Annotated in this window: 17 protein-coding genes; 12 read left to right on the top strand and 5 right to left on the bottom strand. The window is 37.5% G+C overall.

From position 1 onward, the window contains the following. Window positions 1-77: 77 nt before the first annotated feature. The 4 genes from ACK3CR_RS21550 to rnz all read left to right on the top strand — a co-directional run bounded on the left by ACK3CR_RS21550 (window position 78) and on the right by rnz (window position 4,362). Window positions 78-263, top strand: coding sequence for a hypothetical protein (locus tag ACK3CR_RS21550; RefSeq protein WP_019391587.1), 186 nt, complete (start codon window positions 78-80; stop codon window positions 261-263). Between the two features lie 37 nt (window positions 264-300). Next, window positions 301-1,935: a PucR family transcriptional regulator gene (locus tag ACK3CR_RS21545; protein ID WP_243517837.1), complete on the top strand. Its 1,635-nt coding sequence runs from the start codon at window positions 301-303 to the stop codon at window positions 1,933-1,935. Between the two features lie 72 nt (window positions 1,936-2,007). Next, the gene (locus ACK3CR_RS21540) at window positions 2,008-3,357 is read left to right on the top strand and encodes an aspartate aminotransferase family protein (protein ID WP_243517838.1); all 1,350 of its coding nucleotides are present in this window, start codon (window positions 2,008-2,010) and stop codon (window positions 3,355-3,357) included. A 75-nt stretch (window positions 3,358-3,432) separates the two neighbouring features. After that, window positions 3,433-4,362, top strand: a complete 930-nt coding sequence (rnz, locus tag ACK3CR_RS21535) for a ribonuclease Z (RefSeq protein ID WP_328122358.1) — start codon at window positions 3,433-3,435, stop codon at window positions 4,360-4,362. Between the two features lie 31 nt (window positions 4,363-4,393). On the opposite strand, the gene proC is transcribed toward rnz, so the two are convergent. Next, a complete protein-coding gene (gene proC, locus ACK3CR_RS21530; protein ID WP_328122357.1) occupies window positions 4,394-5,242 on the bottom strand; it encodes a pyrroline-5-carboxylate reductase in 849 nt (282 codons plus the stop codon). Window positions 5,243-5,473: 231 nt separating this feature from the next. On the opposite strand from proC, the gene ACK3CR_RS21525 reads away from it, so the two are divergent. Further along, a complete protein-coding gene (locus ACK3CR_RS21525) occupies window positions 5,474-6,427 on the top strand; it encodes an MBL fold metallo-hydrolase (protein WP_488976096.1) in 954 nt (317 codons plus the stop codon). Next, the gene (locus tag ACK3CR_RS21520; RefSeq protein WP_243517847.1) at window positions 6,424-7,218 is read left to right on the top strand and encodes an SDR family NAD(P)-dependent oxidoreductase; all 795 of its coding nucleotides are present in this window, start codon (window positions 6,424-6,426) and stop codon (window positions 7,216-7,218) included. The genes ACK3CR_RS21525 and ACK3CR_RS21520 overlap by 4 nt, the downstream gene beginning before the upstream one ends. Before the next feature lie 2 nt (window positions 7,219-7,220). Here the strand turns inward: ACK3CR_RS21520 and ACK3CR_RS21515 are convergent, their stop codons facing one another. Further along, window positions 7,221-7,430: a YqzH family protein gene (locus ACK3CR_RS21515; RefSeq protein ID WP_243517850.1), complete on the bottom strand. Its 210-nt coding sequence runs from the start codon at window positions 7,428-7,430 to the stop codon at window positions 7,221-7,223. Window positions 7,431-7,520: 90 nt separating this feature from the next. Here ACK3CR_RS21515 and ACK3CR_RS21510 point away from each other — a divergent pair, with 90 nt between their 5' ends. Beyond that, window positions 7,521-7,853: an iron-sulfur cluster biosynthesis family protein gene (locus tag ACK3CR_RS21510; RefSeq protein ID WP_019391595.1), complete on the top strand. Its 333-nt coding sequence runs from the start codon at window positions 7,521-7,523 to the stop codon at window positions 7,851-7,853. Window positions 7,854-7,878: 25 nt separating this feature from the next. Here ACK3CR_RS21510 and ACK3CR_RS21505 read toward each other — a convergent pair whose 3' ends face one another. Further along, on the bottom strand, window positions 7,879-8,787 hold the full coding sequence (locus tag ACK3CR_RS21505; protein WP_243517853.1) for an alpha/beta hydrolase: 909 nt from the start codon (window positions 8,785-8,787) through the stop codon (window positions 7,879-7,881). 208 nt (window positions 8,788-8,995) lie between these two features. On the opposite strand from ACK3CR_RS21505, the gene ACK3CR_RS21500 reads away from it, so the two are divergent. Together ACK3CR_RS21500 and ACK3CR_RS21495 are read left to right on the top strand one after the other, a co-directional pair. Further along, complete coding sequence (locus ACK3CR_RS21500; RefSeq protein ID WP_124049524.1) at window positions 8,996-10,183, top strand: acetyl-CoA C-acetyltransferase; 1,188 nt, start codon at window positions 8,996-8,998, stop codon at window positions 10,181-10,183. A 70-nt stretch (window positions 10,184-10,253) separates the two neighbouring features. Beyond that, a complete protein-coding gene (locus ACK3CR_RS21495; RefSeq protein ID WP_488976095.1) occupies window positions 10,254-10,475 on the top strand; it encodes a YqkE family protein in 222 nt (73 codons plus the stop codon). 32 nt (window positions 10,476-10,507) lie between these two features. Here the strand turns inward: ACK3CR_RS21495 and ACK3CR_RS21490 are convergent, their stop codons facing one another. Together ACK3CR_RS21490 and mciZ are read right to left on the bottom strand one after the other, a co-directional pair. After that, complete coding sequence (locus ACK3CR_RS21490) at window positions 10,508-11,428, bottom strand: aldo/keto reductase (RefSeq protein ID WP_488976094.1); 921 nt, start codon at window positions 11,426-11,428, stop codon at window positions 10,508-10,510. Between the two features lie 155 nt (window positions 11,429-11,583). Beyond that, window positions 11,584-11,721 (bottom strand): Z-ring formation inhibitor MciZ, encoded by a 138-nt coding sequence (mciZ, locus tag ACK3CR_RS21485; RefSeq protein ID WP_019391600.1) that lies wholly within the window; start codon window positions 11,719-11,721, stop codon window positions 11,584-11,586. Between the two features lie 74 nt (window positions 11,722-11,795). Between mciZ and ACK3CR_RS21480 the strand changes: the two genes are divergently transcribed. The 3 genes from ACK3CR_RS21480 (at window position 11,796) to spoIIM (ending at window position 14,225) form a co-directional block, all read left to right on the top strand. Continuing rightward, window positions 11,796-12,347 (top strand): NUDIX hydrolase, encoded by a 552-nt coding sequence (locus ACK3CR_RS21480; protein ID WP_019391601.1) that lies wholly within the window; start codon window positions 11,796-11,798, stop codon window positions 12,345-12,347. 1 nt (window position 12,348) lies between these two features. Then, a complete protein-coding gene (locus tag ACK3CR_RS21475) occupies window positions 12,349-13,512 on the top strand; it encodes an endonuclease Q family protein (protein ID WP_488976093.1) in 1,164 nt (387 codons plus the stop codon). Window positions 13,513-13,586: 74 nt separating this feature from the next. Then, window positions 13,587-14,225, top strand: a complete 639-nt coding sequence (spoIIM, locus tag ACK3CR_RS21470) for a stage II sporulation protein M (RefSeq protein WP_243517861.1) — start codon at window positions 13,587-13,589, stop codon at window positions 14,223-14,225. Window positions 14,226-14,236 lie beyond the last annotated feature (11 nt).

The raw sequence follows: 14,236 nt of genomic DNA, 5'->3' as shown, positions 1-14,236 counted from the left end.
TAACAAGTTCCTTTAACTAGCGTAAAAGCGATACGATAAGGGTAATGAAAAAAGATTTATTAAAAGGAGGACAAACGATGTCAAACGAGAATAATTGGTTAACAGGTGAAGAAAAGAAAGTTATTGAAAAACTTAAACTAGAAGTTGTAAACGCACACAGTTTGGCGCACGTCCGCTTTTACAAAAGAGAGATAGAGCAAATTGTAAAACATGCAAAACGACGTAAAGAAGTGTTACAAAGTATGTCTCACTATTTAGGGTAGCATGTTAAGATAAGGAAAAACATAAGGCGGTGATTTCTTGCAAGCAACATTGACCGTTAGCGAGCTTTTAAAGCGTAAAAACTTTGAGCATTGTGAAGTCGTTGCAGGAAAGGAAGGATTAGAACGTCGAATAAAATGGATTCATATTGTAGAGGTGCCTAAAGTTGAGCATCTTCTAAAAGGAGAGGAGCTCATTTTATCGACGGGAGTAGGCTGGAAGGAAAATGAGGAAGCTTTTTCTTCTCTATTGCAACAGTTAATCACCCGTAATGTTGCCGGTTTATGTATTGAAATTGGATCCTATACAAAAAGTATTCCCTCTTCTATTATTAATCTAGCAAACAAACACAAATTTCCTCTTATTTTATTTCATCAAGAAGTTCCGTTCGTTGAAATCACGCAAGATGTTCATACGTTTATGATTAACGCCCACTATGAAATTCTTGCTCGTTTAGAAATATATTCGAGAGAGCTTCAAGAACTTCTTTTAGCAACACATGATCTTTCAGACTTATTGTCTCATTTTCATCAATACCTTCAAGAAACGGTTGTTCTTCGCCTTAAGGAGAGCACAACTCATATTTTCCCACCTTTCCAACAAAACAACTCAAAGCAGTGGAGCATCATACATAAAAGTATAGTCGATGACACTTATACAGAAAGCAGAAAAATAAGCAAAAAGATTCAAGTATTAGGAAAAGAATATGGCGAGCTGTATGTTGTAGTTAAAAACAGAAGGTTTACAGAAGAAGATATGCTTGCCCTTGACAGAACAGCGCTTGCGATTTCCCAGCATTTCCTGCGTAATCTTTATATAGAAGAGAAAAAGAAACGGTGTGAAAACGAATGGCTGCGTGAATGGATTAGAGGGGAAGTGTCCCTTCCAAATATCTTTCACAAGCTCGGAAAAATAGACGGTCTTCATAACTATGAAGGCGGAGGTGTTTTTCTTTGCCGTAAGCAAGAAGGAGTAGAGTGGGAAGGAGCGAGTTTTTCGTACGCAAAATTGCTTCTTACAACTCTATTTGAACAACGTGGTTTTCTACTTTGTATAACAGAATATCGCCAGAACATTTTATTTGTGTTTGTTAACAAGCGCCAAAAACAAACGTGGAGAGATCGATTCACACAATCATTGGAGCGTTTTAAAAAAAGCGAAGCATACGAAAAACATGCCAAGCTTTTTTCTTTTATTAGTGTAGGTTCTTTCGTTGACCGATTAGATGAGATGGAGAAAAGTTATAAAACAGCCCAGATTACGGCTGATATTTGCAGTGAGCAAATTTCTTCACCTGAAAATCTTTTTTTTCACGATGACTTGCATATCTATCGCATTCTTTCTCTGATTTCCGATCAAAGAGCTCTTCATGAAGTGATTTTTGAATATTTAAATCCTGTTTTACAGTACGACAAGAACTATAATGGCAAGCTTTTCGAGACCCTAAAAACGTACTTAGCGTGCAGTGGTTCAAAAAAAGAAACTGCCGAACAGCTCTTTGTAGTGAGACAAACTCTCTATCATCGGTTAGCCAAACTTGAACAGCTTCTTGGCGAAGATTTTATGGAACCAAGGAAGCGAATGGCTCTAGAATTTATGATTTTAGCATATGAGCAAATTTTTATAAAAAAGAAAGAAGAAAAATATTCCCAATGTTCAGAAATTGAAGGGTAACAAGGGTCTTTTGTCTAATGTAAAAGAGGAGATAGTATACAACAAATTGAGGTTCTTTCAAGAAGGATGTGGATGATAATGGAGAAAACAGAAAGTATTTTAGGAAAAGATGAAAAACATCTTTGGCACGGAATGAAGCCTTATAATCCTGAAAATACAATTATTGCAAAAGAAGCAAAAGGCGTTTGGGTGACAGATGAAAGTGGCCGTCGTATGCTTGATGCAATGGCAGGTCTTTGGTGTGTGAACGTTGGATATGGACGAGAAGAACTTGCAGAAGCAGCATATGAACAGCTTAAAAAGCTTGCCTATTTTCCACTTACACAAAGTCATGAACCAAGTGTAAAGCTCGCTGAAAAAATTAGCGACATGCTTGGTGGCGAATATGTGGTCTTTTTCTCAAACAGCGGTTCTGAAGCAAATGAAACGGCTTTTAAAATTGCTAGACAGTATCACCAACAAAAAGGAGAGGGAAATCGATATAAATTTGTATCAAGATATCGCGCATATCATGGCAATACAGGAGCTGCTTTAGCTGCAACAGGTCAAGCGCAGCGCAAATTTAAATATGAACCTCTTTCTGGAGGATTCATCCATGTCCCGCCTCCAGACCTTTATCGTGGTGAAGATAAAGAAGATACAAAAGCGAACGAATTGCAAAGTGTAAAGGCTATTGATAATACAATGACATGGGAGCTAAGCGAAACAATTGCAGGCGTAATTATGGAACCCATTATTACAGGTGGAGGAATTTTGATGCCTCCAAAAGAGTACTTACAAGGAGTTAAAAATATATGTGAGCGTCACGGTGCTCTTCTTATCGTAGATGAAGTAATTTGTGGATTTGGCAGAACAGGTGAACCATTTGGTTTTATGAACTATGGAGTGAAGCCTGATATTATTACAATGGCAAAAGGAATTACAAGTGGCTACCTTCCTTTATCTGCAACAGCTGTTCGTCGAGATATTTATGAAGCGTTTGCAGGAAGCAAGGAGTACGATTATTTTAGGCATGTCAATACGTTTGGAGGAAGTCCTGCAGCTTGCGCTCTTGCATTGAAAAACATCGAAATCATGGAAAATGAACATTTATTTTCTCGTTCAAAAATAAAAGGAAAAGAGCTTTTACACCTTTTACAGAATAAAGTCAAGGACCATCGCTATGTTGGAGATGTGCGAGGAAAAGGGCTTTTAATTGGAATCGAGCTTATAGAAGATAAAGGAACTAAAAAACCGCTAGATGTTGAAAAAGTGAATAAAGTGATCTCTTTCTGTAAAGATAAAGGAGTTATCATTGGAAAGAATGGAGCAACAGTAGCTGGATTTAATAATGTATTAACACTATCTCCTCCACTTTGTATTTCAGACGATGAAATAGTCATTCTTGCTGAAACCGTTACAGAAGCAATTCATTCTCTTTAAAGAACTTTCAAATATAGGAACGAAGCCTGTATAATAGAATACAGGCTTTTTGTTCGTAAGAAAGGAGAAAAGATTGTGGATTTATTATTTCTTGGCACAGGAGCAGGAGTTCCTGCTAAACATCGTAATGTGACGTCGCTTGCATTAAATTTATTAGGTGAGCGAGGCGTAACATGGCTGTTTGACTGTGGAGAAGCAACGCAGCATCAAGTGCTACATACCTCTATTCGACCGAGAAGAATTGAGAAGATTTTTATTACGCATCTTCATGGAGATCATATATTTGGTTTGCCAGGCTTTTTAGGAAGTCGTTCGTTTCAGGGAGGAGAAACACCTCTTACAATATACGGACCAAAAGGCATTAAAGAATTTGTAGATATCTCGATGCGAGTTAGTGAAACACATTTACGCTATCCCATTCATTTTGTTGAAGTAGAAGATGGCATTATTTTTGAAGATGAGCAGTTTGTCGTTGAAGCACGCTTGTTAGAGCACGGTGTTTCTTCTTATGGATATCGTATAATAGAAAAAGATACAAAAGGAACGCTTCTAGTTGAAAAGCTAAGAGAGATAGGAATTAAGCCAGGTCCTATTTACCGCGACATTAAAGAGAAGGAAGAAGTTGTGCTTGAAGATGGGCGTGTCTTAAAAAGCGCAGATTATATTGGTCCTTCAAAAAAAGGACGAATTGTCACAATTTTAGGGGATACACGGCCATGTACAAATGCTCTTGAACTTGCTAAAGGTGCTGATGTACTTGTTCATGAAGCAACGTTTTCAGAGGAAGATGATAGACTTGCTCACGAGTACTATCATTCAACATCGTTTGGAGCAGCAGAGACAGCGAAAAAAGCGGGAGTGAAAAAGCTAATTTTAACTCATATAAGTTCTAGATATCACAAGGAAGAAGCCCTCGTTTTATTAGAAGAAGCGAAGAAGACTTTTGAGAATACAGAAATGGCATTTGATTTCTCACAGTTTATGATAGACAATGAAGGACATTAAAAAAGGAAAAGAGAATATCTCTTTTCCTTTTTTAATGCCTAGAAGAAATGGAAGCTGCAAGGCGTTCTTCAATGTCTTTTCCCATTTCTTCTGAACGATTTTTAGCTGTTTTAATACAAGAAGAGATGCTTTCTTTAAACTGCTCTTGTTGGAGCATTTTAATGCCTGCTTCTGTTGTTCCATTTGGACTTGTAATGTCTTTTCGTAGCTGATGAGGAGTTTTATTTGAAGCTTTCACCATGCCAGCAGCACCAACAAAGGTTTGGAAAATAAGTTCTCTTGCTGTTTCTTCTGTCATTCCTTCTTGAACGGCAGCATCCTGCATGGCTTCAATCATATAATAAAAATAAGCAGGACCGCTTCCAGAGAGGCCGGTAACAAGATGCATGGCTTCTTCATCTACTGTAATAACTTTTCCGATAGCTTCGAAAAGAGCACGTGCTAATCTTTCATGCTTATCATTTGTCCAATTTCCACTTGTAATAGCTGTAGCTGATTGTCCAATAGAAGCAGAGGTGTTCGGCATTGCTCTTATAACAGGTCCTTCAAATCCAAGTAAATTTGTAATCGAATCTGTGCTAACACCTGCAATGACGGAAATAACAAGATGGTCAGAAGAAAGATCTTCTTTTAATAGTGAAAGGCTTTCCACAACATCTTTTGGTTTAAAAGCTAAAACAACAACGCTTGCCTTTTTTAATATTTTCGTATAATCACGACTTGTTGTAACCCCGTAAAGCCGAGAAAGTTCTTGAAGTCGTTCATCATTTGAGCGATTTGTCACAATGATCTCTTTTCCACTATACATCTTTTTTTCAACCAACCCTGAAATCATTGCTTCTGCCATAGAGCCAGCTCCAATAAAAATAATTTTGCTCATAGGTAAGCCTCCTTTTTTCGTAAAAAAGGCCTTTCTATCACAAAAGGACAGAAAGACCTCTTAGGTATCCTCATTCATTTACCTATACCGTTTTGAAAGTCTTTTTTGACATTATCTACTGAAGCAATTGATATTGTCAATAAGGCTTGAAAAGGAAAAGGAGCAAAAAGTGACCTCAAGTCTGCAAATGTGTACAATAGATGTAATGAAGAATAAGGAGAGTAAGATACGATGGAAAATATTTATCAAATTACAGTTCCTACTCCATACCAAATTGGTGATGTTCATTTATATGTGATTGTGAACGACAGTATAACCCTTATTGATGCGGGAGTGAAGACGGAAAAAGCGTGGGCTGCTTTTAAAACCCAGCTTGCAGCGCTTCATTTGACAGTTGAAGATATTGACCAAGTCATTTTAACTCATCATCATCCAGATCATGTTGGCTTGCTTCACTATCTCCCTTCAGTTCCTGTTTATGGTCATCCTCATATTGAGCCATGGCTTACATATAAGAAAAGTACTGCAGAAACGTACAATTCTTACTTTGAAAAACTCTTTTTACAGCTTTCTGTTCCACATTCTTATAAGTCTCAAATCCCTCGGTTTGAAGGACAGTTTAAATATGGAGCAGAAGCGAAACTAGCTGGTACATTATCTGAAGGAGCCTCTCCTCCTTTATTGAAAGGATGGAAAGTTCTCCACATGCCAGGACATGCAGGAAATCATATTGCTCTATATCATGAAGAAAAAGAAGAGCTTATTGCAGGTGATGTTTTACTCGACAAAATCGTTTCAAACCCACTCATTGAACCTCCATTTTTTGAAGGGGAACATGAGAAACCTCAACTCGAGTACAATAATTCTTTACAAAGATTATTGTCTTTAAAGGTACAAAAACTTTATCCAGGACACGGAAAAGTGATTGAAAATGTGAGCGAACTCACAAGAGAAAGAATGGTAAAGCAAAGAAAAAAAGCAGAATCTCTGCTTCCGTTTCTTGAAGAAGGAAAAACAGGGTTTGAGATTTGTCAGCATCTCTTTCCACATGCATATGAGAAACAGCTTGCTCTTACGCTATCAATGACGCTTGCACAGCTTCATTATTTAGAAGAGGTAGGGTATATCCAAAAGGTAGAAAAGCAAGGGAAATGGTTTTTTAAGAAAAGTGAGGTAAAGGTATGAAAGACGCGTTAAAAAGTAGCTCTGTTATTATTACAGGAGCCTCTGGTGGTATCGGAGAGCAAATGGCATACGAGGTAGCAAAAAGAGGAGGAACACCAATCCTTCTTGCACGCAGTAAAGAGAGTCTAGCAAGGATAAGTGAAAAAATAGACAATGATTTTGGAATTAAAGCACCTTATCTTGTACTTGATGTTAGTGATCGTTCGGCAATTAAAGAAACGTTTGCTAGCATTATCGAACATCATGGACCAATTGATGTCCTTATTAATAATGCGGGTTACGGGAAGTTTGAATATGCTGTTGAAGGAAGTATAGAAAACTTTGAGGGCATGTTTGAAGTGAATGTACTCGGTCTTATTGCTTGCACAAAAGCAGTTCTTCCTCATATGATTGAACGTCAGCATGGTCATATTGTTAATATTGCTTCGCAAGCTGCTAAAATTGCAACGCCAAAATCGAGTGGATATGCCGCAACAAAACATGCTGTCCTTGGTTTTACAAACAGCTTACGGATGGAAGTAGAAGATGAAGGAATCTTTGTAACGACTGTTAATCCTGGTCCAATTAAAACAAATTTCTTTGATGTTGCAGATGAATCAGGCCAATATCAGAAAAACGTAGAACGGTTTATGCTTGATCCGAAAGAAGTAGCAAGCAAAACTGTTTCAGCTCTTTTTACAAAAAAGCGGGAAATTAATTTGCCCCGATGGATGAATGTTGGAAGCACATTTTATCAAGTTTTCCCACGCCTTGTGGAGAAACTTGGCGGAAATGCTTTTAAACAAAAATAGCTCTACCAAGGTTCACCATCTTCTGTTAAATAGTTATATACAGCATCATGAACAACTTCATATAAAGGCTGTGTTAAGTCTTTTAAATGCTGTCTTTCACACTTATCAATTAGCATATCAAGATCTTCAGGAGAGATATTGCGCTCCGTTCCCATGTCATCATATTGAGCAAGTGTTGAGTGAATGAGTTTTATTATAAAGTTTCTATTCATAGAGAAAGCTTACCTTCCTGATAGGAGTCTTAAAATTAGGGTAAAGTGTACTATATAGTATACTATGTTTAAAAGAGAGGGGAAATGGAAATGAACATTACATTTTCAGAACGTGCAGCACAGGAAATCGAAAAGCTTTATCCAAACGCCGGAGAGAAAAATCTAAAATTAAAATATGATACAGAAGATACAGGATGCGTAATGTGCGGTGTTACGGTGCTTTGGTTTGTTAAAGAGTTGTCTGAATCAGATGAAAAAATTGAAACAAACGCATGGCCAGTATATGTTGAACCATCTAAAAACGTTTTTTTAGATGATGAATTAAAAATCGATTATGTCGAATCTGCTCATTGTTTTTCATTGAAGAGTCCTGGTCAAATTTTAAATGCACGTATGAGCTTAATTGATAAAACAATAAATTAAAAAAACACCTTTTGAAGGTGTTTTTTTATTGAAGCTGAAACTTAGTTAAGAAAGAGCGTACTGTTTCCTCATAGTGTTCATAGTTATCTACAAGGGAACGAGCATGAGTTCCGTGTGGAGCAATAAATAGCATCTTTTCCCCTTGTTTTTTTCGATAAAGTTCCTTCGTCATTTGAGGAAGAATGTAGGTATCTTCTGCGCTATGAATAAACAGAACAGGTTTCTTTATTTTTTCAATCTCGTTAAGTGGTGAAATATCTGTTAAGCGATAGCCATCTCGCCATCTTAGAACAATGTTGGCAAGTGGAATAATTGGAAATGGAGGAAGCTTAAAATCTTCTTTTAGGCGATGCACAAGCTGTTGTTTAAAGTCTGAGAACGGACAGTCAGCAATATAGAAATCAGCTCTACTTTCTTTCATAGACGCATATAAAAGTGTTGTAACGGCTCCCATCGATTCCCCATGTACACCAAGTCTAATATGTTCTCCAAATTTAGCTTTTACCATCTCAACTACGGTTTTTAAATCTTGTTTTTCATAGAAACCATAGCTTGTTGTTTTTCCTCCTGATTTTCCATGTCTTCGATGATCATAAGAAACAACGTTCCAGCCTTCATTTAGAAAAAGCTTCATATATTTGAACGAAGTTAATGAATTCACCGTTACGCCATGACAAAAAATCATAAACTTATTTTCAGGATGTGGGGCAATAATGGTTCCGTATATGTCATATCCGAATGAAGAAGGAACTGAAAAATGTTCTTTCTCTGCCTCTTCATATTCTTCGTGAGAAAAATGAGTTGAGCGTTGTTCACTTTCGAGAATCTGTTCTTCCGTTTTCTTTTTTATGTACATCACTTTATTTGTGAAAAATGCGCCAGCGCCTGCCGCGGAAGCAAGTGCGAGAGCTGCGCCAATCCATCTTTTTTTCATAAGAGAAGCTCCTTTAACTAGAATATAGTCCATTTTAACATAAAGTAAAAAGAGTCGTTTTCCGCTTTTTATCACCAGTAAATTAGTAAAAAAACAAAGAATAACAAAAAAGTTAAAAAAATTTAAAAATTTTGAAGGGTTTAGGAGAAGTATGTAGAATATTTTGTTTGTGCAGCATTATACAGAATACATAAGGAGTTGTTGAGTAATGGTCCAACAAGAAGTGGTTATCGTAAGCGCAGTAAGAACAGCAATTGGTACTTTCGGGGGGAGCTTACAAAATGTATCCGCTCCAACTTTGGGAAGCATTGTAATTAAAGAAGCGTTACAAAAAGCAGGGGTCAAAGCAGAAGATGTAGACGAAGTTATCATGGGGAACGTACTACAAGCTGGCTTAGGGCAAAACCCAGCACGTCAAGCTGCGCTAAAGGCAGGACTTCCACAAGAAGTGGCAGCACTTACCATTAACAAAGTTTGTGGCTCAGGTTTGAAAGCGGTTCATTTAGCAACGCAGGCTATTTTTGCAGGAGATGCAGAAATCGTTGTTGCAGGTGGAATGGAAAACATGAGTCAAGCTCCATATTTATTAAAAAATGCACGTAATGGATTCAAAATGGGAGATCAAAAAGTTGTTGATAGCATGATTGCAGACGGTTTATGGTGCGCTTTCAACGATTATCATATGGGCGTTACAGCTGAGAATTTATGCGAAAAGTATGAAATCTCTAGACAAGAGCAAGATGAATTTGCAGCAAGCAGCCAGCAAAAAGCTGAAAAAGCTATTACTTCAGGTCGTTTCAAAGACGAAATTGTGCCTGTTGAAATTCCACAGCGCAAAGGAGATCCTATCGTATTTGCAGAAGATGAGTTTCCTCGTAAAGGAACAACTGCAGAAGGTCTTGGGAAATTAAGACCAGCTTTCAAAAAAGATGGATCAGTTACAGCGGGTAATGCATCAGGAATTAATGATGGAGCTGCAGCTCTTGTTGTAATGAGTCGCGAGAAAGCAGATGAGCTTGGTCTTCAGCCACTTGTTCGCATTAAAGCGAATGCAAGTGCAGGCGTAGATCCAAGTATTATGGGAATTGGCCCTGTTGCATCTGTGCAAAAGGTGCTAAAGAAAGCAGAACTTGATCTTGATCAATTTGATTTAATTGAAGCAAATGAAGCATTTGCGGCACAGTCAATCGCTGTTGATCGTGAGCTTTCTTTCAATAAAGAAAAGCTAAACGTAAATGGAGGAGCTATTTCACTTGGTCATCCAATTGGAGCAAGTGGTGCACGTATCCTAGTGTCCCTTATTCATGAAATGACAAAGCGTGAAGCAAACCTAGGTTTAGCAACGTTATGTATTGGTGGAGGTCAAGGCGTAGCAACGGTTGTTGAACGCGTATAAAGGTAGTGTGCTGTAGTTGCAAGAGAACTTTCTTCGTTTTATAATTTTTAAAATAGGAGGAGGGACCATCTTGAAAAAACAGCGAGAAAATGATATCCATCTTAAAGATGGATTAGGAAGCGACGTGCTCAAAAAACTGCAGGAGAAAAAGAAATCACTTCAAAAAGCTGAAGAAAAAAGGCAGGAAGAAGAGCGTGAACGTCGCCTTGAAGAAAAGCGCCAACGCGAGAAAAATAAATCCTTTGATGAGCTTTTAAATGAAAGTAACTTAAAGTGGAAAGATTTTAAATAAAAAGGAAGCTCTATAGAGCTTCCTTTTTTATATTAGCGATGACTTTCATATTGATTTGCTTTTGTTAGACGTTTGATGTCTTCAACTTCTGAATCTTTCAATGGAAGTGAACCTGCAGCTGTTGTATTTGAAAGCACTTGTTCAACAGAGCTTGCTCCTGCAATAACAGAAGCAACCGCTTTGTTGTGCAAGCAATATTGAAGGGCAGTTTGTTCAAGAGAGTGAGTTGGACGGACGTTTGCTATGTGTAGAATAGTTCTCTCAAGATCTTCGTATTTATAGTCCAAATAGTCTTTATTATAAAACTTGCGCTGCAGCTGGTCTGTACCTCGGCTTGTAAGAAGACCTTTCGCAAGAGGGCCTCTTGCAACAATGCTAATGTTATGCTCTGCAAGTAGATCTTCTATGCTTTCTTCAGGACGACGATCTAGTATGCTGTATTGCATCATTACACTTGCGATAGACGATTTTTCTACGTATTCACGAATCACATTTGGACGAATAGAGGAAATGCCGTATTCTCGAATAAGGCCCTCTTTTTTTAGTTCTTCAAAAGCTTCAATTGTTTCATCAATAGGATCTTCAATTGTTCCTCCATGAAGTTGATAAAGATCAATATAATCTGTTTGGAGACGCTGTAAGCTTTTCTTTACACTTTCTTTAATATGTGCTTTAGAAGGGTCCCATGTCCAGTCTTCTTTTCCTTTTTCAAACTTATTGCCAACTTTTGTAGCAAGAATAAGGTCTTTTCGTCTTCCTTTAATTGCTTCACCAACAAGCTCTTCATTAGTCCCGAAGTCATATAAATCAGCTGTATCAAGATAGTTAACACCTTGTTCTAACGCTTCATCAATAATAGATTTTGCTTTTTCTTTATCTTGACCAAGTGACATGCATCCAAGTCCCATTACACTAACAAGCAAATCCGAACGTCCTAGCCTTCTTTTTTCCATTTTAATCCATCCCTTTCTATCTCTTTAATATATATGTATCCGCTCACTTGATGATAAAAACACCTTCTTCCTTATTGTATCGCTATCCTTTCCATATCTGCAAGAAAGGTGAATAAAAAGGCTCGTCAACGTATGTTAACGAGCGAAAAAGAAATCTATAGCTTTGATGAGGGAATACTGTTTACCCAATCTTTAACAAGCTTAAATTCGCGTTCATATTGCTTCAGTTTCTCTCTAATTTCCCATGCCTTTCCGACAAGAACGATTCCGCGATCAAGTCGATACACTTTCACCTGATTTTCCCACCTCTTTCTAATATGATAAAATTTATGAGCAAGTATCAAAAACTAGAACGAGGTGAAGCATTTTGAAACATTTACGAGAAGAGACGGTACAGTCTAAAACTATTTTTGAAGGAAGAGTCATTAGTCTTTTAGAAGAGGAAGTAAAGCTTCCTAATGGAAAGAAAAGTACACGTGAGATTGTAAAACATCCAGGAGCAGTTGCGCTTATTGCCTTTACAGATGAAAATAAACTGCTTATGGTTCGTCAATATAGAAAAGCGATGGATAAAATTCTTGTAGAGATTCCAGCTGGAAAGCTTGAAAAAGGAGAAGAGCCGCATGTAACGGCAAAACGCGAACTCGAAGAAGAAACAGGATATACAACAGACAACCTTACACATCTAATTTCTTTTTATACATCACCAGGGTTCGCAGATGAGCTTGTACATCTTTACGTTGCTGAAGATTTAAAAAAGGCAACAGAACAAGCGAGTCTTGATGAGGATGAATTCTTAGACGTGTTAGAACTAACGCTTGAAGAAGCCATCGCTCTTATTGGAACAGGAGAAATATATGATGCTAAAACAGCATATGCTGTTCAATATCTACAGCTGAAAAGCGTACTTGGAGAGTAAAATGAAAAAGTACTATGCTGATTTACATATTCATCTTGGTCGAACAAGAGAAGGACAGCCTGTCAAGATTACAGCTTCACCTACGTTAACGCTGCAAAATGTCTTACATCATGCGGAAAGCGAAAAAGGACTGAATTTGATCGGCATCATCGATTGTCATGTTCCAGAAGTTCTTTCAGAATTAGAAGAGATGCTAGAAAGAGAAGAAATGATAGAACATGAAGAAGGCGGATTCTATGGTAGTGGTCTGACTGTTTTACTTGGCTCAGAGCTTGAAATTTATGATGAATACTGTCATGGACCAATTCACGTTCTTGCTTTTATGCCAACGATTCAAAAGATGCGCGAATTCTCAGCATGGCTTTCTGAAAGAACGAAGAATATTACGTTAAGCACTCAGAGACTTTATGAAAAAGGGAAAGTAGTGCAAGAGAAAGTTAAGACTCTTGGAGGATTATTTATTCCAGCTCATATTTTCACTCCGTTTAAAAGCTTGTTTGGTAAAGGCGTTCAGCGCTCGTTAACGGAAGTATTCGATCCAACTTTAATTGATGCCGTAGAACTTGGTTTGAGTTCTGATACCGGTATGGCAGATATGGTAAAAGAACTGCATCAATATCCATTTTTAACAAACTCCGATGCCCATTCTCTCGGAAAAATTGCGAGGGAGTACAATGAGTTGTTCCTTAAAGATCGAACTTTTATGGAATTTGAAAAATCATTGAAGAAAATAGAAGGTCGAAAAATTACCCATAACTATGGATTAAATCCTGCCTTAGGAAAATATCATCATACAGTTTGTGAAAAGTGTTTGCATCTCTGGGAAGAAGATGAAAAGGGAGACTGTGTATTTTGTGGTCATCATTCATTTATTAAGGGAGTATATGAAAGGTTGCAAGAGCTAGCTGACAGCCTGGAAAGTCCTCTGAGACCCCCTTATACACACCAAGTACCGCTACAGTTTCTACCAGGTATTGGACCGAAAACGCTTGAAAAACTAGTAGCAGCGTTTGGAAGTGAGATGGGGATTTTACATCATGCTAGTGAAAAAGAACTTTCGCAAGTTGTGAAGCCAGCCCTTGCTGCCCTTATTTTAAAAGCCCGCAGTGGCGAGCTTGATCTTATATCTGGTGGAGGAGGAAAATATGGAAGTGTGAAGAAGTAGAAAAGATTCATGAAACTCTTTCTTCTATCATATAGTCTAGTAAAGACTGTTTGAGATGATAGGAGGACACGGTAATGAATAAGCAACGTGTACAGGAGTTGTTATTTTACCATATTCAAAAACATAGCTCTGTCTATTTATTTGTGACGGTTTTGTTCTTTATCGGAGTGGTGTTTGGTGCTGTTGTTGTAAATAGTTTAAATTTAGGGCAAAAAGAGGATTTGTTTTATTATTTAGATCGATTCTTTGGACAAGTTACAAAAGGAGAAGTAGCAAATTCTGCTGATATTTTAAAGCAAAGCTTTTGGCATAACATAAAATACCTAGGGTTTATTTGGATTCTCGGTATTTCAGTTATCGGTTTGCCTGTTGTTCTTGTGTTACTTTTTCTAAAGGGAATTGTAATTGGATTTACGGTTGGATTCTTAGTAAATCAAATGGGCTTTCACGGCTTTCTGCTTTCTTTTGTTTCCGTGCTCCCGCAAAATTTATTTCTCATTCCTCTTTTTATTGTTGTTTCAACCCTTTCGCTTTCTTTTTCATTAAAATTAATGAAACAATTTGTAAGAAGCGGCAGTGAAACAATGATAACGGCTTTTATGCGTTACAGTACAGTTATTCTACTCATCTTAGCCGTTGTAACAATTTCTTCAACGCTTGAAGCATATGCATCGCCATTTTTGATGAAAACAACTCTTTCTTTTTTAGAATGATTATTATATAA

The sequence above is a fragment of the Priestia sp. TRM10 genome (assembly GCF_057808375.1).
This window is presented reverse-complemented; position numbering and strand designations above follow the sequence as displayed.

Excerpts from the sequence above, each read along its gene's own strand:
- ACK3CR_RS21550 (WP_019391587.1), top strand. The coding sequence starts at position 78 with ATGTCAAACGAGAATAATTGGTTAACAGGTGAAGAAAAGAAAGTTATT.
- ACK3CR_RS21540 (WP_243517838.1), top strand. The coding sequence starts at position 2,008 with ATGATAATGGAGAAAACAGAAAGTATTTTAGGAAAAGATGAAAAACAT.
- proC (WP_328122357.1), bottom strand. The coding sequence starts at position 5,242 with ATGAGCAAAATTATTTTTATTGGAGCTGGCTCTATGGCAGAAGCAATG.
- ACK3CR_RS21525 (WP_488976096.1), top strand. The coding sequence starts at position 5,474 with ATGGAAAATATTTATCAAATTACAGTTCCTACTCCATACCAAATTGGT.
- ACK3CR_RS21520 (WP_243517847.1), top strand. The coding sequence starts at position 6,424 with ATGAAAGACGCGTTAAAAAGTAGCTCTGTTATTATTACAGGAGCCTCT.
- ACK3CR_RS21515 (WP_243517850.1), bottom strand. The coding sequence starts at position 7,430 with ATGAATAGAAACTTTATAATAAAACTCATTCACTCAACACTTGCTCAA.
- ACK3CR_RS21510 (WP_019391595.1), top strand. The coding sequence starts at position 7,521 with ATGAACATTACATTTTCAGAACGTGCAGCACAGGAAATCGAAAAGCTT.
- ACK3CR_RS21505 (WP_243517853.1), bottom strand. The coding sequence starts at position 8,787 with ATGAAAAAAAGATGGATTGGCGCAGCTCTCGCACTTGCTTCCGCGGCA.
- ACK3CR_RS21500 (WP_124049524.1), top strand. The coding sequence starts at position 8,996 with ATGGTCCAACAAGAAGTGGTTATCGTAAGCGCAGTAAGAACAGCAATT.
- ACK3CR_RS21490 (WP_488976094.1), bottom strand. The coding sequence starts at position 11,428 with ATGGAAAAAAGAAGGCTAGGACGTTCGGATTTGCTTGTTAGTGTAATG.
- ACK3CR_RS21475 (WP_488976093.1), top strand. The coding sequence starts at position 12,349 with ATGAAAAAGTACTATGCTGATTTACATATTCATCTTGGTCGAACAAGA.
- spoIIM (WP_243517861.1), top strand. The coding sequence starts at position 13,587 with ATGAATAAGCAACGTGTACAGGAGTTGTTATTTTACCATATTCAAAAA.